The following is a 24,668-nucleotide window of genomic DNA, read 5'->3' as shown; positions in this document are numbered from 1 at the left end:
TCCGTATGCCGCTGAAACTGACCGTTGACGCCGATCGCTGGCGCAAGCACGTCCAGACCTTCGCCGAGGCGACTCCCGGCCTGGTCCCGGTGGCGAAGGGCAACGGCTACGGCCTCACCCTGCGCAAGCTCGCCCACCAGACCGAGTGGCTCAACAGCCTCGACACCGGCGTCGACACGCTCGCGGTGGGCACCTACAACGAGGTGTGGGAGGTCGCGACCCGGTTCAGCGGATCGATCTACGTCCTCACCCCATGGCGGCCCTACTCACCCGAGATCAACCCGGAGATCGCCGACCGGGTGATCCACACGATCAGCCGCCCCGAGGACCTGCCGCTGCTGCTGGAGCGCCAGCCCGGCGCCCGGGTCATCCTCGAGCTGGTCACCTCGATGCGCCGCCACGGGATGACGCCGAGCGACCTGTGGCCGACCGCCGCCGTCGCCCGCGAGCACGCCCGCTTCGAGGGCATCACCATGCACTTCGGCCTCGACGGCGGATCGCTGGCCGAGGTACGCGCCCAGATGGACGCCGTCGTCGGCGCCGAGGCGAAGACGGTGTGGGTCTCCCACCTGAGCGCCAACGAGCTGGCCCAGCTGCGTACGGCCTACGGCGACATCACCTTCCGGCCCCGCGTCGGCACCGCGCTCTGGCTCGGTGACCGTGGCGCGCTCACCGTGACCGCGACCGTCGAGGACGTACACCCGCTCGAGCGGGGTTACTCCTACGGCTACCGCGGCCGCACCGCGATGCGCGCCGGCCACCTGGTGGTCGCCTCCGGCGGCACCGCCCACGGGATCGGGCTCGAGGCGCCGCTGGGCGACACCCATCTGCGCTCCCGTGCCCTCGCGGTCGCCCGCGGTGGGCTCGACGCGATGGGGCAGTCGCGCTCCCCGTACACGCTCGACGGCAAGGCGCTCTGGTTCGCCGAGCCGCCGCACATGCAGGAGTCGATGCTCATGCTTCCCTCGGGCGCGCGCGTGCCCGAGGTCGGCGAGGAGCTCGAGGTGCGGGTGCGCTACACCGCTACCTCGTTCGACGAGATCGTCCTGGATTCCTGAGTCTCCGCGCGGGCGTCGGTCCATCGGACGGGATCGCGCCACGGCTCGTAGATCTCTCGGACCACGACCGCGACCAGATAGATCTCGGCGGCGACCCGGGCGATGATCGCGAACCAGTACACCGGCTGGTCTCCGCCGCTGCTGGCCAGCAGGTCCGCGAGATACCACCAGACCGCGACGAAGTAGAAGAGCTCACCGGCCTGCCAGATCAGCTGGTCACGCCAGCGCGGCACGGCGAGGACGGCCAGCGGCAGCAGCCACAGGACGTACTGCGGTGAGTACACCTTGTTGACCAGCAGGAACCCGGCCACGATCAGGAAGCCGAGCTGTGCCAGACGCGGTGTCTCCCGGGCCGTCAGCCCGATGATGAGTACGCCGCTGCACCAGGCGATGAAGAAGGCCCAGGAGACGAGGTTGACCGTGTGTGCGGAGATCGCCGCGTCGCTGGCCTGCTGGACCACGAGCCACAGCGAGCCGAGGTCGGGGCCGCGCTCGGAGTTGAAGCTCCAGAAGACCTTCCACTCCTCCAGCCCGGTGGCCATCGCGGGGAGGTTGGCGAGCACCCAGGCGAGGATCGTCGCCAGGGCGGCGACCGCCAGGTCGTAGTAGCGACGGCGCCGGATGCAGATCACCACGAGCCCGCCGAGCAGGAAGAGCGGGTAGAGCTTCGTCGCGCAGCCGAGGCCGATGAGGATGCCGGTCAGCAGCGGCCGGTCGCGCGACCATGCCCACAGCGCGCCGGCCACGAAGACGACCGCCAGCATGTCCCAGTTGATGATCCCGGTCGCCGCCAGCACCGGAGCGAGCGCGAACGCGGCGGCGTCCCAGGGCCGTCGGCGGTGCGTACGTGCCAAGAACCAGGCGGAGAGCAGCGCCGCGACCGCGAAGCCGATCACGTTGACGATGATGAAGACCCGGATCTCGTGGTGCATGCCGGGCAGACCCCAGAAGCTCGAGGTCTCCACGAGATGGCGCTCGTCCTCGTCGGGGGTGTCGGTCAGCCAGTCGGTGACGTGGGACATCGCCCAGGCGTAGTAGGAGATGCCGACCGGATACTCCATCACCTGCTGGTAGCGCGCCCGGACCTCAGGATCGGAGGAGTACGGCCACTCGTGCTCGGCCAGGCCGCGGTCGACGTAGAGATAGGGCAGGTCGGAGTAGCAGAAGTGGGTGTATCTGGTGTCGCCGTTGGTCCAGGTGGCGTTGTAGCAGGTCTGCTTCGACACCATCCCGATCGCGAAGGTGAGCGAGGTCAGGAGCAGCAACAGGCCGACCGCGCTGAACCAGCGCCGTCGGCCGTGTGCAAGTCCCCCGAGAGGACCGCCCACCGCGGTGGAAGCGGTCCTGACGACCGGATCCTCCGCCGTGGGGGCGGTCACTGGACCTTCTGTCACTGCGTAGTGCCCTCTTCGGTGCTGCCGCCATTGCCGCCGCCATTATTGCCATCCGCCGGTGGCGAAGACGACTCACAGTCCCCGAACCAGTCACACGCGGTCTCGGTGACCCCGGGCTCGGTCGATTCGGACGGGTCAGGAGTCGTGCCCTCTCCCGGATCACCGTCGGTCGCGCCATCCGTGGGACTCTGGCTCTCCTCAGGCTCCTCGATCGGGATGCACAGGCCCTTGCGCTCGTCCTTCTTGGAGCAGTCCTCCGACGGAGTCGGGGTCGGCTTCGGGGTGGCGATAAGCGACGGATCGTGACCGTCCTCAGGGGCTTCGCCGTCCATCCAGGCAGGCTCGGGGAACTCCTCGAGTTCCAGGTCATCGGTCAAAGCGCCCATGATCGCGGCCCAAGTCTCGGCCGGGTAGCTGGCGCCATAGTAAGAGTCGAGCCAGCCGTCCAACCGGCCGTTACCGGTGCCGCGGACGTACATCACGGCGGTGGACAACTGCGGCGTGTAGCCGGCGAACCATGCCGAGGAGACGTACGACTCGTCGCCAGAACCCATCGTCGCGGTGCCCGTCTTGCCTGCAGCGGGCTGGGCGATGACACCCGCCGACTTGCCCGTGCCGTCCTTGACCACCTGCTGAAGAGCGTAGGACGTGTCATCGGCGGCGTCCTCGGACATCGCCCGCTCCTCGCCGTCGCGTTGGTTCCACTCGTAAGCGACGTTCCCTTCAGCGTCGACGACCTTCGAGACGATGTGCACCGTGTTACGCACGCCGCCGTTGGCGATCGTCGCGAAGGCGTTGGCCATGTTGATCGGGCTGACCTGTGCCTTACCGAGTGTGACGAGGTAGTCGGTCGGATCCATGTCGGGCGAGTACGCCGGCATCGAGCGGTAATCGGCGGGTGCGTCCTCAGCCGATTGCTCCATCGGCGGGATACCTGCCTTGACGGCCTGCTCCCAGACGTCGCGGTGGTTGTTGGGCAAGGCCTGCGACATCTCGACAAAGGAGGTGTTGATCGACTCCTCCATAGCCTTGATCCCGGTGACGTGCTCTCCATACGAGTGACCAGTCGGGTCGGAATCCGACTGACCAGAGTTACGGACGACCAGTTCGGTCCCGGGGATCTCCATACCTCCCTCGCCGGTCCAGGTGTCCTTCAACGAGTAGCCCGCCTCGAGCGCCGCCGCCAAGGTGAACGGCTTCATCGTCGAGCCCGCCATGCCACCGTTCGCCGCCCAGTTGATCTGGGACTGGAGGTAGTCCTGGCCACCGTAGAAGCCCTTCAAGGCTCCGGTCTTCACATCAACGGTTGCGGCCCCAACGTGAAGGGCGTTCTTCTCGTTCTTCTCGTTGTACGCCTTCTTATCCTCCGGACGTACGTCGTTGACAGCCTCCTCCGCCGTCTTCATCGCCTTCGCACTGAGCGTGGTGGTGACCTTCAGCCCCTTGCTGTCGATCTCCTCCTCGGTGAAGAGGGGGTTGCCGTTCTCGTCCTTGAGGGACTTCAGCTCGTTCTTCACCAGGGTGAGCGCGTGGCCCTTCTGGCCACCGAGGCGGCTGTCGGCCTTCGGCTTGGGGAACTTGGGCAGCGCCGCCTTGGACTTCTCGAGGGTCGCCTCGTCGTAGTCGCTGAGCGCCTTGCCCTGGGCCTTGAGCTCAGCCATGCCGTTGAGGACGTACTGATAGCGGCCCAGCAGCTCAGTGCCTCCCGCGTCCGCTCCGGACTTCTCCGGGTCGAACCCGTTCGGGTTGTTGAGGATCGCGGTGAGGGCCGCGGCCTCCTTGATGTTGAGGTCCTGGGCCGACTTGCGGAAGTAGGTCTTCGCCGCGGCCTGGACACCGTAGGCTCCGCGGCCGAAGTAGACGGTGTTGAGGTAGCCGGTGAGAATCTCGTCCTTCGACTTCTGCCGGCTGATCTTCAGCGAGATGACCGCTTCCTTCACCTTGCGGGAGTAGGTGCGCTCCTGGGTCAGGTAGAGGTTCTTGACGTACTGCTGCGTGATCGTCGACGCACCACCCGCGCTGCCGGTGGTGGCGTTGGTGAAGAGCGTGCGGGCGATGCCCTTGAGGTCGATGCCGTTGTTCTCGTAGAAGCTGCGGTCCTCGGCGGCCACCGCCGCGTCCTTGATGAGCGCGGGCATCTCGTCCTCGCTCAGCGCGTCACGGTTCTGGTCGCCCGCCTGGAAACGGCCGACCTCCTTCTTGCCGCCGGCGTAGTAGACGAAGCTCGACTCGGCCTCGAACGCCGCGTTGGCGCTGGGGATCGAGATCATGTTGTAGGAGATGATCACCGCACCGCTGCCGATCAGCGCCATGACCAGCGCGCAGATCGCCGCGATCTTGCCGATCCGGGCCGCGAGGGCCTTCTTGTCCAGCCCCTCGTCATCGAAGCGGCCGTTCGGCGCGCCGGCTACGGAGTCGGGGTCACGCGGCCCGCGACCGCCGCCGCCACGCTCGGGACGCGCAGGCCGCTGACCGAGACGGTCGACCGGCGGCTCGCCGGGACGACGGGGGCCCGGCGGGTAGGGCTGCCGCTGACCGGGGCGGGGACCGCCGGGAGGCATCGGCCGCTGGCCGCGGGGCTGGGGGCGACCGCCTGAGGACGGCCCTTGCGGAGAACCCTGCGGACCGCCCTGGGGACGGCGCGGTGCCGGCGGACGACCGCCCGGACCACCCTGCGGTGGGCGCGGTCCGCCCTGGGGTCGTCCTTGCTGCCCACCGAGATTGGATCTACGGGGACTGGCACTGCGGGGGCTGGGCCTTTGAGAAAAGCCGCCGGATGGGTCGCTCACGGGTGTTGCACTGCTCCTGTGACTGCCCGGCACGTGACCGGACGGGCTGACACTGACAATCCCCCGACGTCGCTGAATCCCCCCGAGGGAATCCCATCAACCTGACGCGCGACGCTTGCCTGACCTTCCCCGGGTGGTTCCTCGGGTAGGTGAACGGCAGCCATCAGCGTACGCAATCGACGCTAGCGCTCCCGCATCCACGCCCAGCGCGCCTCAAGTCACCCGACGTCAACAGTTCGGTGACGGTTGCATCGAAGCGGGCTCTTCAGGCGTAGACAGACAAGACTTTGGTCTCTATTTGCCATCACAGATATATCGGTACGATAGGTCGCATGGCACGTCGCGCAGAGACGATCGAGTTGGCAGTCCTTGGGCTGCTGCACGAGTCGCCTATGCATGGCTACGAGCTGCGCAAGCGGCTCAACCTGATGCTGGGCTGGGGGCGAGTGCTGTCGTACGGCTCGCTCTACCCGGCTCTGAAGAAGATGCTGCGCAAGCACCTCATCGAAGAGGAGGCGCAGTCCGTCACGCCGGTGACCCGGCGGCCGCGGATCGTCTACCAGCTGACGCCTGCCGGAGAGCGTGAGTTCACCCAGCTCATGTCCGAGGTCGGTCCGATGGCTTGGGAGGACGACAACTTCGACATCAGGTTCGCGTTCTTCGGTCGCACCGACATGGAGATCAGGCTTCGCGTCCTCGAAGGACGCCGCAGCCGGCTCCAGGAGCGGCTCGATCGGGTGCAACGCGAGCTTGCCATGACCCAGAAAGAGGTCGACTCCTACGCCCGCGAGCTTCAGCGTCACGGCGTCGAGTCGGTCGAGCGGGAGGTCCGATGGCTCTCCTCTCTGATCGACGCCGAACGCAACCCCAGGCCTGTGAACGACGAGCAGGCGGCGGGTCAGGGGGATCTGGGGGATGACGATGGCGTACGCGACGAAGCGGACGTCTCGCGCACAGCGCAGAGCAGCCAAGAGAACGAGTGATGACCTCCGGGCCGGTGTCGGCCCGGAGTATTGGAAGGAGCCCCGATGGGTTCGGTTCGTGTAGCAATCGCGGGAGTCGGCAACTGTGCCAGCTCCCTGGTCCAGGGTGTGGAGTACTACAGGGACGCCGACCCGGCGGGCAGCGTCCCGGGCCTGATGCACGTCACGTTCGGCGACTACCACGTCTCTGACGTCGAGTTCGTCGCTGCCTTCGACGTCGACGACAAGAAGGTCGGCAAGGACCTCTCCGAGGCGATCAACGCCTCCGAGAACAACACCATCAAGATCGCCGACGTCCCGTTCAAGGGCGTCGAGGTCCAGCGTGGTCCCACGCTCGACGGTCTGGGCAAGTACTACCGTCAGACCATCTCCGAGTCGGGCCTCGACCCCGTGGACGTGGTCTCGGTCCTTCGCGAGAAGGAGGTGGACGTTCTCGTCTCCTACCTCCCGGTCGGCTCCGAAGAGGCGGACAAGTTCTACGCGCAGTGCGCGATCGACGCGGGCGTCGCCTTCGTCAACGCGCTGCCGGTCTTCATCGCCTCCGACCCCGAGTGGGCGGCGAAGTTCGAGGCCGCCGGCGTCCCGATCGTCGGTGACGACATCAAGTCGCAGGTCGGTGCCACCATCACCCACCGCGTCATGGCCAAGCTGTTCGAGGACCGCGGCGTCGCGCTGGACCGTACGTACCAGCTCAACGTCGGCGGCAACATGGACTTCAAGAACATGCTCGAGCGCGAGCGCCTGGAGTCCAAGAAGGTCTCCAAGACCCAGGCCGTCACCTCGAACCTCAAGGGCGAGCTGGCCGACAAGATCGACGACCGCAACGTGCACATCGGCCCGTCCGACTACGTTCAGTGGCTCGACGATCGCAAGTGGGCGTACGTCCGGCTCGAGGGTCGCGCGTTCGGTGATGTCCCGCTGAACCTGGAGTACAAGCTCGAGGTCTGGGACTCCCCCAACTCGGCGGGAATCATCATCGACGCCGTCCGTGCGGCCAAGATCGCCAAGGACCGCGGCATCGGCGGCCCGATCATCCCGGCCTCGGCCTACCTCATGAAGAGCCCGCCGGTTCAGATCGAGGACACCGAGGGTCGCGTTCAGCTGGAGGCGTTCATCCGCGGGGAGTGACCCTCTGCTGTTGAGCTGCCCCGGGTGCCTGGCACCCGGGGCAGTCGCCTTTCGTACGCGGCGTCAGAAGCGGATCGCGTCGATGATCTTCACGCGCGCGGCGATCATCGCCGGGAGGATGCCCGCGATCGCGCCGACCGCGAGGGCGACGGCGAGGCCGAGGAACGCCGCCGAGAGCGGGAAGGGCGGGACGTCGTCGATGCCTTGCAGGACGAGCTTCTGCACCAGCGGGTTCTTGATGGCGGCCACAGCCAGGAGCACGCCGACCACGCCCGCGACGACGGTGGCCACGACACTCTCCATCAGCACCGAGAAGAACACCCGCCCCGTGGTCGCCCCGAAGCTGCGCCGGATGCCGATCTCCCGGATCCGCTGCTGGATGGTGACCAGGGCGATGTTGAGCAGACTCAGGGCGCCGAGCAGCAGGATGATCCCGGCGATCCCGATGATCACCCACTTGATCGGGCCGATCGGGTCCTCACCGCCCCACGCCAGGTAGTCGTCGCGCTGGGCGTCGACCTGGAGTCCCGGGAGCTCTGCGCGCATCGCCATGCCGATCTCGCCGGCGAGCTCGTTGGCGCCGTCGATCGGCACCCACATCTCGTAGCTGGCGTCCGTGGGGGCTCCGGCCTGCCAGTGCTCCAGCGAGTCGGCCAGCATGAACGCTCGTGGCGTGCCGTAGCCCCGCAGGCTCGTGACACCGATGATCGTGGCGGTCACCGACATCCCCTGGCCCTTCAGGTCCACCGACGTCGGCAGCTGTGTGCCCCGCAGGCCGAGCTTCTTCAGGAACGTCTCGTCGACCACCAGCGCCGGGGAGAGGCGCTCCTCGTCCGAGGCCTGCAGCCAGCGACCCTGCGGCACCACGACCCGGTGGATGGCGGCGTACGCAGGGTCGACCCCCATCAGCTCGACCCGCTTGCTGCTGCTCGCGGTGGTCGCCTTGATGTCGTAGGCGGAGATCCTCGCCGAGGCGTACTTCACGTCGAACCGCTCCGCGACCGTCTGGAAGGCGGGCCGGACCCGCTCGACGGAGAGCGGCATGCCGCTGATGGGGTCGTAGGCCATGACCGAGATGTGCGCCGGCCGCCCGTCGACCTCGTAGGACTCGGTGAACATCTGCTTGGCGATCTGGCCGGCCGCGACGGTCGCGGTGATCGAGGCGACCGCCACCGCCACCCCGACCAGCGACAACAGCACCCGGAGCCGGTGGATGCGCAGCTCCTGCCACGCCTCGACGGTCGAGGCGGCCAGACCCGTGACGAGGCGCGCCAGGTTGCTCCTCACGCCGCTGCCTCCTCGGTCAGCGGGTGCAGCCGTCCCTCGGCGAGCCGGAACCGCCGCCGGGCCAGGGCGGCGACGTTCTGGTCGTGGGTGATCGTGATCAGCGCGGCGCCGGAGTCGTACGTCGCCTGGTCGAGCAGCTTCATCACCATCGCGCCCGTCTCGACGTCGAGCGCCCCGGTCGGCTCGTCGGCCAGCACGACCGACGGCGTCCGGACGAGGGCGCGGGCGATGGCGATGCGCTGCTGCTCACCGCCGGAGAGGAACTGCGGCATCGCGTCGAGCCGGTCGCCGAGCCCGACCTTGTCGAGCATCGTGGCCGCGATCCGGCGCCGCTGCCAGAACTCCCTGCCGGACGCGTAGAGCAGTGGCGCCATCACGTTCTCCAGAGCCGTACGCCCCGGCAGCAGGTTGAACTGCTGGAAGACGAACCCGACATCACGCCCGCGGATCCGGGCGGCCTGCCGGTTGCTGATGTCGGTGACGTTGCGACCCGCCCACTCCAGGGTGCCGCCGGTGGGCCGGTCCAGCAGGCCGAGCAGGTTCAGCAGGGTCGATTTGCCGGTGCCCGAGCGGCCCACGATGCCGACATGGTCGCCGCGGCTCACGTCGAGGTCGACGCTGGTCAGGATGTGCAGGTCCTCGCCGTCGGGGAGCTCGACCGTGCGGGCCACGCCGGTGAGCCTCAGCAGCTCCTCCGCGCTCACATCTCCCCCATCGGCATTTCCTCGGTCATCCCCTCGTCCGTCCCGCCGCCCGTCTCCTTCGAGCCCGGGACGTACCGCAGGACCGAGTCGCCGGCCTTCAGCCCGCTGGTCACTTCGACGAGCTTGCCGTCGGTGACGCCGAGCTTGACCGGCTGCTCCGTCGGGGTTCCGTCCTCGCCGACGACCCAGACGGTGCCGTCGCCGACCAGACCGGTGACCGCGGTGACGGGGATGGTGACGACGTCGCCGTCGCTCTTGCCCGCGTCGATGGCCATGGTCATGGTCAGACCGTCGAAGACGGTGACCTTCTCCGGCACCAGGCAGCTGATCCGGGCGCCTGCCCCCGAGTCGCTCTCGGCCCCCGGCTCCCCCTCCATCATCTCGCCCTCGGGCTCGTTGCTGGTGATCGTCTCGGTCGCCGCGTCGCCGATGCGCAGGTCGGTGCAGGTGAACGGCTTCGGGCCGCTCTCGATGGTCACCATGGCCTCATCCGGGTTGCTGGCCAGCCGGTAGCGGTCCAGCGGCGAGATCGCGCCGACCGCATGGAACGTCGTGGGACGGATCGAGACGACCACCCCGTCCTCGGTCACCTCGCCCATCAGCTCGGCGGCGTAGTTGCCGACGATCCCGGTGGCCGGCGCGACGACCGTGTACCAGTGATGGACCGGCTTCGGCGGCGACGGCTCGACCGGGGCGTCGCCACGATCGCCGTCGCCGGCGGCGTCATCCACGTTCCCGGGCTCCTCGGCAGGCTCCTCGACGGGCTCGGCCTCGGCGGGCTCCTCCTCCGTGCGCACCTGGAAGAGCTTGTCGCCCTTCTTCACCCTGGCGCCGGTCTCGGCGAACCGGTGCGCCAGCACCCCGGTGACCGAACTGGTGGCGGAGACCGGCTTGTCGATCACGATCGTCCCCTCGACCGTGAGCGCGTTGGAGATGGTGCCCTTCTCGACGACCACCTCCTCCGGCGGGATCTTCCCGGTCGGCGTCAGTGGCGCCCCATCGGCATCCTGCGTCGAGCCGGTGAAGGCCAGCTTGAAGAGGCTCACCGCGATGACCAGGCCGATCACGGCCCAGAACGACTTGAAAAGTACGCGGCGCACCGCCGTCTTCGACATGTGCGGACTGTAGCCCTGTGCTCTGGGTCGCGACCGCCGAATTTCCACCGGGTTTGTCAACACTCCATCCACGTACATCTCGAACACCTGTTTGATCCCCTAGACTCCGGGACCCGAACGATCGACCGCCTCAGGCACGGGAGACCCCCACGATGCGTCCCGACAACGACACGACCCCGACAGGCAAGGGCTCGACCGGAAGTGGTCGCGGCCTCATCCTCTTCGGCGCCGTCTCGGTCGCGCTGATCTCGACGGCCGCCGCGTACGTCGCCATGGTCGGCTTCGGGCGGGACGTGCTCGCCATGGGCGCGATCAACGCCTACGCCTTCGCCGGCGTCTTCGAGCTCTCGCTCGTCACGGTCGCTCTGATGGCCCGCGAGGCGGCCCAGCAGGACCGACCGGCGCAGACGCTGCTGACCCTGACCTGGCTGCTGTCGGCCGCCTCCGGGTTCTTCGCCGGCTGGCACGAGATCCACCTCGGCCACGCCGTCACCGCCGCCGCGTTCCGGTTCATCGTGCCGCTCCTGGCGGCTCTGATGTGGCACCTCGCGCTCGTCGGCGACCGACACCTCGCCATGGAACGCTCCTGGTCCGACCTGCGGATGGGCGCCCGGATGCACGCCCTCCTGGCCACCCGCGTCGAATGGCGCCGTGCTCGTGACACGGCGGTGCGGAAGCGCACGGCCTCGTCCCGCCGGAAGCTGGAGCGCGCGCAGAAGCGCTACTGGCGCGCCGAGGCGGTCGCCCTGCGGTCGGTCGCGCCGGGCGCGATGCGCGACCAGATCACCCAGTGGGTCGACGCCTTCGCCGCGGTCGCCGAGGGCACCCGCCAGGCCGACCGGCTGCCGATCACCCTGCCCGACGTGCACGAGGCGCTTAGCGTGCCGGTCGTGGAGCAGGTTCCGCACGTAGCACCCGCTCCTGACGCCGACCGTGCCATCGAGGCGCCTACCGGCATCCACTTCGACAGGACCACCGACGCCGTCTCCGACTCGGTCACCGACGTACCCCGCGAGGTGACCCCGTCGCGCGAGACCCGCACCCGCGAGATGGCATCAGCCCTCGCCACCCCGGACACCCGCCGCCGCGTCTCGAGCCGGGTGAGCGACGCCGCGCGCACGGCCGCCGACGCTGCCCCGGGCGCCGGGATGGCGCCACAGTTCAGCAACGTCCGCACGGCCACCAAGCCGTCCGACGCCGACGGCACGCTCCTCGACCGGATCCCGTTCCCGGAGAACATCCCCGACCCCGAGCCGGCCATGGACTACCCCGACATCCTTCCCGACGAGATCGCTGAGCTGATGGCGAATCTCCCCGACGACAAGTCCGAGGCCGCCCGGCTCCTCGTCGACGCCGGGGCCCGCATCCCCGACGTGGCCGCGCAGCTCGGCGTCTCCACCAGCAGCGTCTACCGCTGGACAAGGGCAGGGGCCTGACGCCGAGGCGTCACGTACGTCGGCCGAGCTGTCAACGCGCTGCCACCTCGGCCGACCGGCCTGACGCTTCGGCCGACCGAATCGACGCCTCGGCGCGGGAGGGTCAGCCCTCGAGGTCGGCCTTGAGCTTGGCGAGCGTGGTGGCCATGCCCGTACGCAGCTCCTCGGTGAACTTCTCCTGACCGCCGAGCACCGCATTCGTCAGCGAGCGGGAGAGCGCGGAGATGCCGTCCGGGGTCTCGCGACGGTGGGTGACCAGCGAGCCCTCAGGGGTCTCGTCGATCTGGAAGGACCAGACCGTCGTGTTCTCCGCGACCCGGAACGCGAAGTCGGAGTGGGGCGCGAAGCGTACGACCTTGGCGTTGGTCGGCCAGTGCTTCCAGCCCTGGCGGTTGATGTTGAAGAAGCGGGTGCCCTCCTTGACCTGGCCGAACACCACGGTCTTCACCACCTGCGGGCTCCACGAAGCCATCCGCGGAAGGTCCGTGATCGCGGCCCACACCTGAGCGGGCGTCGCGTTGATGGCGGTCGTTGCCTCGAGATCTGTGATCGTCGTCATACGCGGAACCGTACCGTCAGTATGGCTCGATGGACAGTAGGCGCCCAGATGTCAATTGGGTTCTCAGCCGACGCTGACCTTGACCTCGACCGAAGTCGAGGTGTCGGCGCCCGCCCCACCGTTGCCGTAGTCCCGACCTGATCCGCCGTTGAGCCTGTCGGGCCCGCTCCCGCCGTAGAGGCGGTCGTCAGCGCCGTAGGCATAGAGGACGTCACGACCGCCGCCACCTTGGAGCACGTTCCTCGCGCCATTCCCCTCGAGCTTGTCGTCGTAGCGACTTCCCGTCAGGTTCTCGAAGCCGCTCAGCGCGTCGGTGCCCGCTCCGCCGGTCGCACGTGCCAGCGACGCGACCACCCGCGCTCCCGCGGAGGCGTACGTGACGGTGTCCGTTCCCGAGCCGCCGATCAGCCTGTCGGAACCGCGCCCGCCGCTGATCGTGTCATTGCCGTACGAGCCGCTGATGACGTTGTTGCCGGACGAGCCGGTGAGGACATCGTTGGCAGACGACCCGGTCAGGTTCTCGATCGTGCTGATCCGGTCGTAGCCGGATCCGCCGGTGTTCTGGGCCGCCGTCGAGGCGAGTGTGACTCGAACCCCGGTCTTCGAGGCGCTGCCGTAGGCGACCGTGTCCGCGCCGCTCGCCCCACTGACGACGTCGTCGCCAGCACCGGGGTCGATGCTGTCGTTGCCGTCGCCGCCCGAGATCACGTCCTTGCCGCCGAACGCCTCGATGTGGTCGTTGCCGGAGCCTCCGGAGATCCGGTTCGCGAGATGGTCGCCGCGGAGATCGTCAGAGTACGGACTCCCGATCATCGACTCGACCTCAGCGAGAGAGTCGGCATCCGCGGTGAAGTAGTCGGCCTTCATCCACGCGCGTGCGCCGGCCTTGGCCGAGGAGTAGGTGACCGTGTCCGTCCCGGAGCCACCGGATACCGCGTCACCCTGCCCACCGATGGGGACCGCGGCGCCGCCGAGGATGGTGTCGTTGCCGATCTCGCCGAACACCGAGTCCACTCCCGTGCCGGGATCGAGACGGTCGTCGCCGGCGTCACCGTGGATGACGTCGTTCCCGGCCCCTGCCGTGACGGTGTCGTTCCCATCGCCCGCATAGACGGTGTCGCCGCCCGCGCCCAGGTCGACGATGTCGTTGCCGGCGCCGGACCTCACGGTGTCGTTCCCATCGCCACCGTAGATGGAGTCTTTCGCCGAGTTGCCCTCCAGGAGGTCGTCACCGAGCCCACCGATCAGGGTGTTGTCGCCGATGCCGCCGCGTACGGTGTCCGCGTCGGCGCCGCCGTCGACACGGTCGTTGCCGTCGCTTCCGTCGAGATCGTCGAGTCCGGCCGATCCGGTGACCGCGTCGTCTCCCGCCTCACCGTGGACGGTGTCGTCACCCGCACCGCCGTCGATCGCATCGTTGCCGGCACCACCGAAGATCTGGTCGTCACCGGGGCCGCCCTCGATCCGGTTCGCCCGCGCGTCTCCGGTGAGACGGTCGTAACCGGCTGACCCGATGACGCCTTCCACTCCGGCCGGAACGGTGTACTCGACCCACCCCGAGACCTTCGCGAACGAGGCCATGTCCGTGCCGGTGCCACCGTCGAACCTCGCAGACCAGTAGCCGACTCGGTAGTCGTCCTCCTGGAACTCCAGGAGGTCATCCCCGTCTTCTCCGGAAACGGCGTACTCGTCGCAGTCGGTGTCCCGAGCGGGAATGAACCGATCGTCACCGTTGCCGCCGGCCACGTCACAGAAGAATCCGAACTCGACGACGTCGTCGTACGCCGACCCGATCAGGCTCCAGTCCTGACCTGAGACCGACCACACGTTGAAGGTGTCTGTTCCCTGGCCGACGACGGTGATCTTGTTCTGTCCGACAGAGCTGGGCGTCATCGTGATCGGGCCGGATGCGGCCGCGTACGAGATAGATGCCTGGTTGTCGTCGAAGGTGTCATCGCCCGGCCCACCGATGTACTGGTCCTTCCCCTCTCCACCGGAGAGGGTCGAGCCGCCGACGCCGGCCGCGAGGGTGTCCACGAAGCGGGAACCAGTCACGACCTCCGCGCCGGAGACGGAGTCGCGCCCCAGACCGGTGTCCTGAGCGGTGGTCGTCCTCAACGACACCGTGGCAGCCACGGGTGAGAACGCGTAGGTGATCTCGTCCCGGCCGTCGCCGAGATCGGTGACGTCGTCGCCCATGCCCACGTAGGCCTTGTCGTCGCCCGCTCCGCCGAAGAGCTGGTCGTCGGCCACCTCCGGGTCGAACTGGTCTGCGTCACCGACGCCACCCTCGTCCAGCAGGTCGGCACCGGCGTCACCGTGGAGACGATCGGCCCCGGCGTCGCCGCTCAGGAGGTCCCGACCGGCCCCGCCGTGGATGATGTCCGCACCAGGGCCCCCGTTGAGCTCCTCGACGGGCTTCCACGAGCCCGGCGCTTCGGTCAGGTCGGTCCCGGTGATCGTGTCATCGCCCTGGCTGCCGATCACGAAACGTACGCGCGGCGCCGCACCGTCGCGGGCGGCCCGGATGATGTCGGTGCCGGCTCCGCCGGTCACCTTGACGACCATGCGGCCGTCGACCTCGACCGGGTTCAGGTCGATCTCCACCGGGCCTGCGACATCGGCGTACGACAGGTAGTGGGTGTCGTATCCGATCGCATCTCCGACGTACGGCCAGGTCACGACGTCATCTCCGGCGCCGGGCAGAACCGTGCGGGTCAACCCCTGAAGGCTGTAGCAGTTCATCTGGATGGAGTCGGCACCGTCGCCACCGATGTAGACGTTCTCACCTTCTTCGCATCCCTCGACCACCCCGTCGCCGATGTTGTCGTTGCCGGCACCACCGACGAGGGTGTCGTCGCCGTCCTCGCCGAACAGCCGGTCGTCACCGTCGCCACCGCAGATGGTGTCGTCACCGCCGAGCCCGTTGATCGTGTCGTCGCCGGGCGTACCGAGGATGACGTCTGCCCCCTCGGTGGCAGCTGCGCCCGCCGCGGTGTTGAGGTCGATCGTGACCGGAAGGCCATTGCAGACGGTGACCTCCGTGTCCGCCGCACCAGCGGAGGCAAGCCCGACGGTCATCAGGCCGGACAGGAGGAGACCGCCGACGACGTACGCCGGGGAGAGAAGACGCATGTGAGACTTTCGAGCTCGGTGGGGCGAGCCGACGGGCTCACGCAGCGCCGGACAGCCTCACGACGCGCGGGTTTACGTTAAGGCTGAACCATGCCGAGCGACATAGCCCGAACGGACTATGCGGAGCGCTCGGACCACCAGTCCAGGAGCCGTTTCGCGGCCTCGTCCTCGGAGAGGATCCCCTCGTCGAGACGCAGGTCCATCAGGAACTTGTACGCAGCCCCGACCTCGCGCCCGGGAGGTATGTCGAGGAGCGACATGATCTGGTTTCCGTCGAGGGCGGGCCGGAGGGCGGCGAGCTCCTCCTCCTCGGAGATCCGCTCGATGCGGGCCTCGAGGGCGTCGTAGGTGCGGGCGAGGCGGTCGGCCTTGCGGCGGTTGCGGGTGGTGCAGTCGGCGCGGGTGAGCACGTGGAGGCGCTGGAGCTGGTCGCCGGCATCCCGCACATAACGACGGACCGCGGAGTCGGTCCACTCGCCGTCGCCGTAGCCGTGGAAGCGCAGGTGCAGCTCGACGAGCGAGGAGACCGCCTCGATCTCGTCGTTGGAGAAGCGCAGCGCCTTCATCCGCTTGCGGGTCATCTTGGCGCCGACGACGTCGTGGTGGTGGAACGAGACGGTGCCGTCGTCGTGGAACTTCCGGGTGCGCGGCTTGCCGACGTCGTGCATCAGCGCTGCGAACCGGGACACGAAGTCGGGGCCGCCACCCAGACGCTCCTCCTGGTCGATCGACTGCTCGAGCACCGTCAGAGTGTGCTCGTAGACATCCTTGTGGCGGTTGTGCTCGTCGCGCTCCATCCGCAGCGCCGTCAGCTCGGGCAGCACCAGGTCGGCCAGCCCGGTCTCGACCAGCAGCGAGAGGCCGCGTCGCGGGTAGGGCGCGCAGATCAGCTTCACCAGCTCGTCGCGGACCCGCTCGGCGGAGATGATCGAGATCCGCGAGGCCATGTCCTTCATCGCGGCGACGACCTCGGGGGCCACCGTGAAGCCGAGCTGGGCGGCGAACCGTGCCGCCCGCATCATCCGCAGCGGGTCGTCGGAGAACGACGCCTCCGGCGTCCCCGGCGTACGCAGCACCCGGGTCGCCAGGTCGACGACGCCGCCGTAGAGGTCGACGACCTCGCGGCCGGGAAGCTGCACCGCCATCGCGTTGACGGTGAAGTCGCGGCGTACGAGATCGTCGGCCAGCGACGTGCCGTAGGCCACCTCGGGCTTGCGGGAGTCGGCGGCGTAGGCCTCGGAGCGGTAGGTGGTGACCTCGATCTGCCACGGGCCCTTACGGGTGCCGATGGTGCCGAAGTCGCGGCCCATGTCCCACAGCGCCTCGCCCCACGTACGCAAAATCTTCTCGGTCTCCTCGGGGCGGGCCGAGGTGGCGAAGTCGAGGTCGTTGTGCGGCCGGCCGAGCATCGCGTCGCGGACCGGGCCACCGACGAGCGCCAGCTCGAAGCCCGAGCGAGCGAAGACCTCACCTAGGGAGTCGATGACCGGTGCGATACGGTCCAGTTCAGCAGTCACCGATCGCTGAACATCGGCGACGCTGATCGGGGGAAGCTGGCTGTCGGACACAACGCCGCAGTCTACGAGGACCGCACCCCCTGAAAGATATTCTCGAAGTCATGCCAGTCCGCCAGCATCAGGCGAGGCCGCCACGGCCACGTGGGCGAGTCACCGCCGCACTCGTCCTGGTGCTGCTGGCACCCCTTCTGCTGATGCTGTCAGCGACCACGCTGGCCGCTCCGGCCCGGGCCGCGGAGGAGACCGCGGAGCCCGACCCGCTCGCGATGAGCATCGACGAGCTCGACACCGTCAGCCTCGACGGCCGCACCAAGGGCCGGATCACCGTCCGCGGCAAGGTCACCAACACCACCGAGGAGGAGTGGCACGGCGTCAAGGTCTACCCGTTCGTCGGCGACACGCCGATGACCACCTCCGAGGAGCTGGCCGAGGCGGCCGAACTGCCCGCGGACTCGCTGGTCGGCGAGCGGATCGTGACCGAGGGGACGTACGCAGCGATCCCCGACCTCGCGCCCGGCGAGACCTACTCGTGGTCGCTCTCGGTGCCGCGCAAGCGGCTGGAGATCACCGAGCCCGGGGTCTACTGGTTCGGGGTCCACGCGCTGGGCTCCACGACGCCGAACACCGCCGACGGCCGGGCACGCACCTTCCTTCCGCTGGTCAAGGAGCCCAACAAGAAGGCCAAGGCCGAGAAGGTGTCCCTGGTCATGCCGCTCCGGCGCAGCGTGGTCTACAACGGCGACGGCAGCGTGAACTACCTCCCGGGCTGGACCCGCGACCTGGGCGCCGGCGGACGCCTCTTCCGGACGCTCGAGACCGGCGCCGAGATGCCCGATCTGACCTGGGCCATCGATCCCGCGCTGATCGATGCCGTACGCAATCTCGCCGAGGGCAACCCCGCCCGCAACCTGGCACCGACGGACGAGGGTGAGGAGGAGCCGGAGGAGAGCGGGAGCCAGAGCGCCTCGCCCTCGGCCTCCGCGCTGCTGCCGAGCCCCTCGCCCAGCATGGACACCGACGCCGAGAAGGCGATGGACGAGGAGACCGAGGCCGCGCAGAAGGCCGCGACGGTCTGGCTGGGCCGCCTCGAGGACGCGCTCGCCGGCCACAACCTGCTCGCTCTCCCGTACGGCGATCCGGACCTGTCCGCGCTCGCCACGACCGATCCCGTCCTGCTGGCCACGGCGCGTGAGCACACCGCCCAGGCGCTCACCGAGCTCGGCATCAAGGCGACCTCGGCCGTCGCTCCGCCGACCGGCTACCTCGACCGTGCCGCGGTCAACCTGCTCGAGCCGGGCGCGGTCAACCTGGTCAGCGACAGGATGCTCCGCGGCACCACGCCGGTCATCGCCGACCTCGACGGTCACCAGATGATCGTGACCTCCTCCGGCGCCGCCGCCGGCGGGCCCGGACCCAACGACCCCATCGACGCGATCTCGGTACGCCAGCGTCTCGTCGCCGAGGCGGCCCTGCTCCGCGGCTCCGGCAAGCCGCTCATCGCGGTCCTCCCCGACGGCTGGCACCCGCCGCAGAGCGCCGCCTCGTTCGTCACCCCGTGGAACAAGGCCGCCTGGATCTCGTCCTCGACGCTGGACGAGGCCGTCGCCGGGCACAAGCCGACGTCGATCACCGCCGACAAGCTCCGCTACCCCCGCCGAGAGATGAAGGCCGAGATCTCCACCGACCGGATCGACACGGCCAACGAGCTCATCGGCGCCGGCGAGATGCTGCAGCGCATCCTGACCCACAACGACGAGGTCGCCTCCGACATCGTCAACGAGGCCCTGACCTCGACCTCCTACTCCGCCCGCAAGGGCGACGCGGACCCGGCTGCCGAGGCGTTGAGCCAGGTCAGCTCCGAACTGAGCTCGGTCACCGTGGCCGTACCGCCGAAGGTGATCCTCTCCAGCATGAAGGGCGGCGAGTTCCAGGTCACCCTGAGCAACGAGCTCGACGAGCCCGTCACGGTGCGGCTGGACGCGATGACCGACGAGTCGCTGCGGGTCGCCACCTCCGAGCCCGTCCAGCTCGACGCCAACTCCAAGGCCAGCTTCAACCTCGCCGCGAGCATGCGCGACACCGGCACCCACACCGCCCTGATCGTCGTGACCGACACCAAGGGCAACCCGCTGGGCGCCCACGCCTCCGTCCCGATCCGCCCCTCGCAGGTGAGCGGAGTGATCTGGTGGTTCGTCGGGACCGGCTGCGCGCTACTCTTCGCGGCGATCGCCGTGCGTCTCACCCGGCGCATCATGAAGGCCAAGAAGGCACGTACGTCAGGAGAAGCGTGACAGCCACCGAGCAGAAGTCCGGCGGGGGCTCGGTCCTGGCCAACAGCGCGGTGATGGCCGCGGGGACCATGTTCTCGCGCGCCAGCGGTTTCATCCGCTCCGCGCTCCTGGTCGCCGCGCTGGGTTCCGGCCTGCACGCCGACGTCTTCAACATCGCCAACACCGTGCCCAACATGCTCTACATCCTGTTGGCGGGCGGTGTCTTCAACGCGGTGCTCGTGCCGCAGCTGGTGAAGGCGCAGAAGAACGACGCGGACGGCGGCGCGGCCTACACCGACCGGATCATCACCCTCGCCGGGCTGTTCCTCGGTGCCGTCACGATCCTCCTGGTGCTCGGTGCCCCGCTGCTGATGCGCCTCTACCTCGGCCCCGAGATGTACACCCCCGACCATGCGGCCCAGCTCGAGTCGGCCATCGACTTCGCCCGCTGGTGCCTGCCGCAGGTCTTCTTCTACGGGATGTTCGTGCTGGTCGGGCAGGTGCTCAACGCCCGCGGCAGCTTCGGCCCGATGATGTGGGCCCCGATCGCCAACAACATCATCGCGATCTCGACCCTGGTGATCTACCTGGTCGTATTCGGGCCGTCCAACGTCGGTGGCTTCACCACCGGCCAGGAGATCCTCCTCGGACTGGGTTCCACGCTCGGCATCGTTCTCCAGTTCCTGCTGCTCCTGCCGGTGCTCCACAAGACCGGCGTACGCTTCCGCCCCCGCTTCGACTTCCGCGGCGCCGGACTCTCGCAGACCGCGAAGCTGGGTGTGTGGACGGTGCTCTTCGTGGTCGTGAACCAGGTGGCGTACACGATCGTGACGCGGCTCGCCTCGACCGGTTCGGCCGAGGGCGGCACCGGCTACACGGTCTACTCCAACAGCTTCCTGGTCACCCAGGTCCCGCACTCGATCATCACGGTGTCGCTGGCCACGGCCATCCTCCCGCTCCTCTCGCGCCACGGCGCGGCCGGTGAGCTGCCCGAGCTCGGACGTACGCTGTCGCACCAGCTGCGCAACGCGCTCGCCATCGTGATCCCGATCGCCGCGCTGCTCCCGGTGCTCTCCGAGGACATCGCCCACATCCTGTTCGGCCACGGCGCCGGCGCCGACGCGTTCAAGGAGTACGCCCCGACGCTGTCGATCTTCGCGGCCGGGCTGGTCTTCTTCACGATCCACTACCTGCTGCTGCGCGGCTTCTACTCGCTGGAGCAGAACCGCACCGTCTTCTTCATCCAGTGCTCGGTCGCCACCACCAACATCGTCGCCGCGGTGCTGCTGACCCGGGCCGTCTCCGCGGAGTACACCGCGCCGGCGCTCGCCGGCGCCTACACGCTGTCCTACCTGGTCGGCTCCGTCGTCTCGTACGTCGTGCTCAAGCGCACGCTCGGAGACCTGGACGGCCGCGGGCTGCTCGGGTTCCTCGCCCGCCTGGTCATGGTGACGGTGGTCGCCGCGGCCGCCGCCTGGCTGCTCCGCACGGCACTGGGCATGATCAACGACGAGCCGACGATGGTGCTGGCCTTGATCGGGGCCGCTATCGTCGGGGCGCTGCATCTCGGCATGCTGCTCCTCGGGGCGCAGGCTGCCCAGGTCAAGGAGCTGACCACGATGGTGCAACAGGTCGCCCGACGGCTGCGTCGTTGAGCACCAGTCCTTGACCACCATCGGACAGCCGCCTCACTGTCTGGCACGGTCTGAAAGAATGGGTCCGATATGGAGTTCACGCAATCAGGCGACGTCCTCGCCGGCAGATACCAGCTGACGGATCTGCTGAGCGAGTCCCGCGAGGGACGCTTCTGGCGCGCCCAGGACGCGGTGCTCGGCCGCCCGGTTGCCGTGCACGTCCTCGACGCCCACGACGAGCGCGCGCCGCGCCTGATGGCAGCGGCCCGCAACTCCGCTGCCGTCGGTGACCCCCGGATGCTGCGCGTCCTCGACGCCGCCCAGACCGACCAGGTGGCGTACGTCGTCAACGAGTGGGGCGAGGGCGCATCGCTGGAGAACGCGCTCGCCGCCGGTGGCCCGCTGCCGCCGCAGCAGGCCGCCTGGATCGCCTCCGAGGTCGCCGACCTGCTGGTCCTTGCCCACGACCAGGGCCACGCCCACGGACGGCTCAACCCCGAGGCCGTGCTGCTCGACGACCTCGGCGCGGTGCGCGTCATCGGCTTCGGTGTCGACGCCGCGCTGCACGGGATCGACCCCGACACCCGTGACTCCCAGCGGCGCGACCGGGTCGACGCCGTCGGCGTTCTCTACGCCGCGCTGACCGGCAAGTGGGCCGGCGAGACCCTGTCCTCGATGCCGCCCGCGCCCCGCGACCACGGCCGTGTGCTCCGTCCCCGGCAGGTACGCGCCGGTGTGCCCCGGCCCCTCGACGACCTGTGCGACCGGGTGCTGGGCAGCGGCGCCGACATGCCGCCGCTGACCGCGGCCGAGCTCCACTCCGCGCTCGCCGGCTTCTCCGGGGAGCCGACCGCTCCGCTCAACCGGCCCTCGGCGGTCAACGAGGAGACCCAGGCGATGGCCCCGCCGACCGAGCTCGAGCCGGCCGAGGCGCAGGCGGCGTCGAACGCCATCGGCGTGGCCCCCGATGCCGTACGCCCTCAGCGCCAGCGTCCGTCCGCCCCGCCGCCGATGCAGGACCCGACCCCGTCGAAACCGCTGTTCGCCGACGAGACCCCGGGCTACGTGCCGCCGCAGCGCCCGCAGCAGGCTCCTCCGGCCGCCGCCCGGCGACCGGTGGCCCCGGATGCCTCCTACAACGGCTGGCAGGGCCCGTGGACCGGCGCCAACGTACCGATCGCCGAAGAGCCGGACTACAACCAGAAGCCCGGCGCCAGCTGGCTCCGCATCGCGATGGGCGTCGCCCTCGTGGTGCTGGTCCTCATCGCCGGCTCGATCGCGTGGAACATCATCGGCGACGACCCGAACACGACCGCCGAGAACCCCGGCACCGGCAACAACGGCGGCGACACCACCACTGAGGCCAAGCCGACCCCCATCAAGGGCATCACCGCCAAGGACCTCGACCCACACGGCGACCCGCCCAGCGAGTACCCCGACCTGGTCGCGGGTGTGGTGGACGGGAAGGACGACCCCGTCACCAACTGGCGCACCTCGACCTACAACGACCAGATCGGTGATGGTCCGCGCTCGCTCAAGCCCGGCATCGGCGTCGTACTCAACCTCAAGGGCGACTACGCCGTCGACTCCCTGAAGTTCCGGATGATCGGGGAGCCGACCGACATCAGCGTCTACGTCGGCGACTCACCGTGGACCGACGACCCCAGCGGCGCTCCGGCAGCCAAGGGCAGTGTCGGAACCGAGGGCGAGATCAAGCTCGACGGCGCCCCCGAGGGCAGCTACGTACTCGTCTGGATGACGGGTCTTCCGACCGGTGACGGCGGCTACCGCGCCGAGGTCAAGGAGATCGAGGTCCTCGGCACCTCCGTCTCCTGACCCGAGCCGGATCTCTCGGCGTTCAGGGCCCTGGAATGTACGTGGCCTACGATCTGTTGTGCAGTTCGCCAGCCACACCTGAGGAGCCTCAAGATGCCGACCCCGTCGTCCCCGACCGACCCCCGCAACGTGATCGTCGTGGGCTCCGGCCCGTCGGGCTACACCGCAGCGGTCTACAGTGCCCGCGCCGGACTGCAGCCTCTCGTCTTCGAGGGGTCGGTGACCGCCGGCGGCGCCCTGATGAACACCACCGAGGTCGAGAACTTCCCCGGTTTCCGCGACGGCATCATGGGTCCCGCGCTGATGGACGAGATGCGTGCCCAGGCCGAGCGCTTCGGTGCCGAGCTCGAGCCCGACGACGTGGTCGAGATGGATCTCACCGGGCCGGTCAAGGTCGTCAAGACCGCGACCGACACCCACTACGCGAAGTCCGTCATCCTCGCCACCGGCTCGGGCTACAAGAAGCTCGGCCTGCCCCGCGAGGACGAGCTCTCCGGCAAGGGCGTCTCCTGGTGTGCCACCTGCGACGGCTTCTTCTTCCGCCAGAAGCCCATCGTGGTCGTCGGCGGTGGTGACTCCGCCCTGGAGGAGGCCCTCTTCCTGACCCGCTTCGGCTCCTCGGTCACCCTGCTCGTACGCCGCGACGAGCTGCGCGCCTCCAAGATCATGCAGGAGCGTGCCTTCGCCGACCCGAAGCTCGAGATCGCCTGGAACTCCGTGGTCGAGTCGATCAACGGCGAGCTCTCCGTGGAGAGCATCACCGTCAAGGACACCAAGACCGGCGAGCTGCGCGACCTCGAGTGCGCCGGCCTGTTCATCGCCATCGGCCACATCCCGCGCTCCGAGCTGCTCACCGGCCAGGTCGACCTCGACGACGACGGCTACGTCCTCACCAAGGACGGCACCACGGCCACCAACATCGAGGGCGTCTTCGCCGCCGGTGACCTGGTCGACCACGTCTACCGTCAGGCGATCACCGCTGCCGGCACCGGCTGCCAGGCCGCGCTGGACGCGGAGAAGTTCCTCGCCCACCAGGCCCACGCCGAAGCGGCTGCCGTCTCGGCCTGAGCCTCGCGTCTACCCTGGTCGTCATCTCGACAAGCTCGATGACCGGGTGCGCGGGAATGCTCGACGCAGACCCAGCGTTCTGACCACAGACCTCCCCAAACACGTCCCTACCGAGAAGGAACCCATCGTGGCTGACAACATGACCGCCGTGACCGACGCCGAGTTCGACTCGACCGTCCTCAAGTCCGACAAGCCCGTCCTGGTCGACTTCTGGGCCGAGTGGTGCGGCCCGTGCCGTCAGGTCTCCCCGATCCTCGAGGAGCTCGCCGGCGAGCACGGTGACAAGGTCACCTTCACCAAGATGAACGTCGACGAGAACCCGGTCACCCCCTCCACCTACCGCGTGACCGGCATCCCGACCATCAACGTCTACCAGGGCGGCGAGGTCGTGAAGTCGATCGTCGGCGCCAAGCCGAAGGCCGCGCTCCTCAAGGAGCTGCAGGAGTTCATCGGCTGACACCAGCTGTCACACGTTGGCGCGCCACTGTCACAGTGGCGCGCCAACGTTCATTTAGCCGAGACGTCAGTTACGTCGGTCGAGACGTCACTTGCGTCGGTCGAGACGTCACTTGCGTCGGTCGAGTTGGCATAAACGGTGGGTGAGGCTGCGGTTGTGGCGGAGGCTGGTGGTCTCGACAGGCTCGACCACCGGGGCGGGTCGTGGTCTCGACAGGCTCGACCACCGGGGCGGGTCGTGGTCTCGACAGGCTCGACCACCGGGGCGGGTCGTGGTCTCGACAGGCTCGACCACCGGG

At 68.8% G+C, this 24,668-nt stretch carries 17 protein-coding genes; 9 read left to right on the top strand and 8 right to left on the bottom strand.

Annotation, left to right across the window (positions count from 1 at the left end):
• Positions 1-5: 5 nt before the first annotated feature.
• Positions 6-1,058, top strand: a complete 1,053-nt coding sequence (locus tag ABT304_RS19335; RefSeq protein ID WP_350717589.1) for an alanine racemase — start codon at positions 6-8, stop codon at positions 1,056-1,058.
• Here ABT304_RS19335 and ABT304_RS19330 read toward each other — a convergent pair.
• The gene (locus ABT304_RS19330; protein WP_350717587.1) at positions 1,016-2,437 is read right to left on the bottom strand and encodes a glycosyltransferase family 87 protein; all 1,422 of its coding nucleotides are present in this window, start codon (positions 2,435-2,437) and stop codon (positions 1,016-1,018) included. The genes ABT304_RS19335 and ABT304_RS19330 overlap by 43 nt on opposite strands.
• A gap of 11 nt (positions 2,438-2,448) precedes the next feature.
• Complete coding sequence (locus ABT304_RS19325) at positions 2,449-5,013, bottom strand: transglycosylase domain-containing protein (protein ID WP_350717585.1); 2,565 nt, start codon at positions 5,011-5,013, stop codon at positions 2,449-2,451.
• A 560-nt stretch (positions 5,014-5,573) separates the two neighbouring features.
• On the opposite strand from ABT304_RS19325, the gene ABT304_RS19320 reads away from it, so the two are divergent.
• Together ABT304_RS19320 and ABT304_RS19315 are read left to right on the top strand one after the other, a co-directional pair.
• Entirely contained in the window at positions 5,574-6,224 is a 651-nt protein-coding gene (locus ABT304_RS19320; RefSeq protein ID WP_160026127.1) for a PadR family transcriptional regulator, read from the top strand.
• A gap of 45 nt (positions 6,225-6,269) precedes the next feature.
• A complete protein-coding gene (locus ABT304_RS19315) occupies positions 6,270-7,352 on the top strand; it encodes an inositol-3-phosphate synthase (protein ID WP_160026126.1) in 1,083 nt (360 codons plus the stop codon).
• 63 nt (positions 7,353-7,415) lie between these two features.
• Here the strand turns inward: ABT304_RS19315 and ABT304_RS19310 are convergent, their stop codons facing one another.
• From ABT304_RS19310 to ABT304_RS19300, 3 genes are read right to left on the bottom strand one after another with little or no spacing between them, the layout of a single operon-like run.
• Entirely contained in the window at positions 7,416-8,639 is a 1,224-nt protein-coding gene (locus ABT304_RS19310) for an ABC transporter permease (RefSeq protein ID WP_350717583.1), read from the bottom strand.
• Positions 8,636-9,343 (bottom strand): ABC transporter ATP-binding protein, encoded by a 708-nt coding sequence (locus ABT304_RS19305; RefSeq protein WP_350717582.1) that lies wholly within the window; start codon positions 9,341-9,343, stop codon positions 8,636-8,638. The genes ABT304_RS19310 and ABT304_RS19305 overlap by 4 nt, the downstream gene beginning before the upstream one ends.
• On the bottom strand, positions 9,340-10,458 hold the full coding sequence (locus ABT304_RS19300; protein WP_350717580.1) for a permuted SH3 domain-containing protein: 1,119 nt from the start codon (positions 10,456-10,458) through the stop codon (positions 9,340-9,342). The genes ABT304_RS19305 and ABT304_RS19300 overlap by 4 nt, the downstream gene beginning before the upstream one ends.
• A 152-nt stretch (positions 10,459-10,610) precedes the next feature.
• On the opposite strand from ABT304_RS19300, the gene ABT304_RS19295 reads away from it, so the two are divergent.
• A complete protein-coding gene (locus tag ABT304_RS19295) occupies positions 10,611-11,894 on the top strand; it encodes a helix-turn-helix domain-containing protein (RefSeq protein WP_350717579.1) in 1,284 nt (427 codons plus the stop codon).
• A gap of 103 nt (positions 11,895-11,997) precedes the next feature.
• Here ABT304_RS19295 and ABT304_RS19290 read toward each other — a convergent pair whose 3' ends face one another.
• The 3 genes from ABT304_RS19290 to ABT304_RS19280 all read right to left on the bottom strand — a co-directional run bounded on the left by ABT304_RS19290 (position 11,998) and on the right by ABT304_RS19280 (position 17,156).
• Positions 11,998-12,453, bottom strand: coding sequence for an SRPBCC family protein (locus ABT304_RS19290; protein ID WP_350717577.1), 456 nt, complete (start codon positions 12,451-12,453; stop codon positions 11,998-12,000).
• Positions 12,454-12,516: 63 nt separating this feature from the next.
• A complete protein-coding gene (locus tag ABT304_RS19285) occupies positions 12,517-15,588 on the bottom strand; it encodes a calcium-binding protein (RefSeq protein WP_350717575.1) in 3,072 nt (1,023 codons plus the stop codon).
• A gap of 116 nt (positions 15,589-15,704) precedes the next feature.
• The gene (locus ABT304_RS19280; protein ID WP_502890380.1) at positions 15,705-17,156 is read right to left on the bottom strand and encodes a CCA tRNA nucleotidyltransferase; all 1,452 of its coding nucleotides are present in this window, start codon (positions 17,154-17,156) and stop codon (positions 15,705-15,707) included.
• A gap of 50 nt (positions 17,157-17,206) precedes the next feature.
• On the opposite strand from ABT304_RS19280, the gene ABT304_RS19275 reads away from it, so the two are divergent.
• The 5 genes from ABT304_RS19275 to trxA all read left to right on the top strand — a co-directional run bounded on the left by ABT304_RS19275 (position 17,207) and on the right by trxA (position 24,370).
• Positions 17,207-19,396: a DUF6049 family protein gene (locus ABT304_RS19275; protein WP_350717573.1), complete on the top strand. Its 2,190-nt coding sequence runs from the start codon at positions 17,207-17,209 to the stop codon at positions 19,394-19,396.
• Positions 19,393-21,030 (top strand): murein biosynthesis integral membrane protein MurJ, encoded by a 1,638-nt coding sequence (murJ, locus tag ABT304_RS19270; protein WP_350717572.1) that lies wholly within the window; start codon positions 19,393-19,395, stop codon positions 21,028-21,030. The genes ABT304_RS19275 and murJ overlap by 4 nt, the downstream gene beginning before the upstream one ends.
• Positions 21,031-21,099: 69 nt before the next feature.
• Positions 21,100-22,845: a protein kinase family protein gene (locus tag ABT304_RS19265; protein WP_350717570.1), complete on the top strand. Its 1,746-nt coding sequence runs from the start codon at positions 21,100-21,102 to the stop codon at positions 22,843-22,845.
• 93 nt (positions 22,846-22,938) lie between these two features.
• On the top strand, positions 22,939-23,913 hold the full coding sequence (trxB, locus tag ABT304_RS19260; RefSeq protein WP_350717568.1) for a thioredoxin-disulfide reductase: 975 nt from the start codon (positions 22,939-22,941) through the stop codon (positions 23,911-23,913).
• Between the two features lie 127 nt (positions 23,914-24,040).
• Positions 24,041-24,370 carry a thioredoxin gene (gene trxA / locus ABT304_RS19255; protein ID WP_091044069.1) on the top strand — a complete coding sequence of 110 codons (330 nt, stop codon included), beginning with the start codon at positions 24,041-24,043 and terminating at the stop codon, positions 24,368-24,370.
• The last annotated feature ends 298 nt before the right edge of the window (positions 24,371-24,668 follow it).

The organism is Nocardioides sp. NPDC000445, from assembly GCF_040300245.1.
Lineage (GTDB): Bacteria > Actinomycetota > Actinomycetes > Propionibacteriales > Nocardioidaceae > Nocardioides.
Note: the sequence above shows the minus strand (reverse complement) of the source record. Positions and strands in the feature narration are given on the sequence as shown.

What these genes read in the sequence shown, in the direction of transcription:
- ABT304_RS19335 (WP_350717589.1), top strand. Translation starts at nt 6, where the DNA reads ATGCCGCTGAAACTGACCGTTGACGCCGATCGCTGGCGCAAGCACGTC.
- ABT304_RS19325 (WP_350717585.1), bottom strand. Translation starts at nt 5,013, where the DNA reads ATGCCTCCCGGCGGTCCCCGCCCCGGTCAGCGGCAGCCCTACCCGCCG.
- ABT304_RS19320 (WP_160026127.1), top strand. Translation starts at nt 5,574, where the DNA reads ATGGCACGTCGCGCAGAGACGATCGAGTTGGCAGTCCTTGGGCTGCTG.
- ABT304_RS19315 (WP_160026126.1), top strand. Translation starts at nt 6,270, where the DNA reads ATGGGTTCGGTTCGTGTAGCAATCGCGGGAGTCGGCAACTGTGCCAGC.
- ABT304_RS19300 (WP_350717580.1), bottom strand. Translation starts at nt 10,458, where the DNA reads ATGTCGAAGACGGCGGTGCGCCGCGTACTTTTCAAGTCGTTCTGGGCC.
- ABT304_RS19295 (WP_350717579.1), top strand. Translation starts at nt 10,611, where the DNA reads ATGCGTCCCGACAACGACACGACCCCGACAGGCAAGGGCTCGACCGGA.
- ABT304_RS19290 (WP_350717577.1), bottom strand. Translation starts at nt 12,453, where the DNA reads ATGACGACGATCACAGATCTCGAGGCAACGACCGCCATCAACGCGACG.
- ABT304_RS19285 (WP_350717575.1), bottom strand. Translation starts at nt 15,588, where the DNA reads ATGCGTCTTCTCTCCCCGGCGTACGTCGTCGGCGGTCTCCTCCTGTCC.
- ABT304_RS19275 (WP_350717573.1), top strand. Translation starts at nt 17,207, where the DNA reads ATGCCAGTCCGCCAGCATCAGGCGAGGCCGCCACGGCCACGTGGGCGA.
- ABT304_RS19265 (WP_350717570.1), top strand. Translation starts at nt 21,100, where the DNA reads ATGGAGTTCACGCAATCAGGCGACGTCCTCGCCGGCAGATACCAGCTG.
- trxB (WP_350717568.1), top strand. Translation starts at nt 22,939, where the DNA reads ATGCCGACCCCGTCGTCCCCGACCGACCCCCGCAACGTGATCGTCGTG.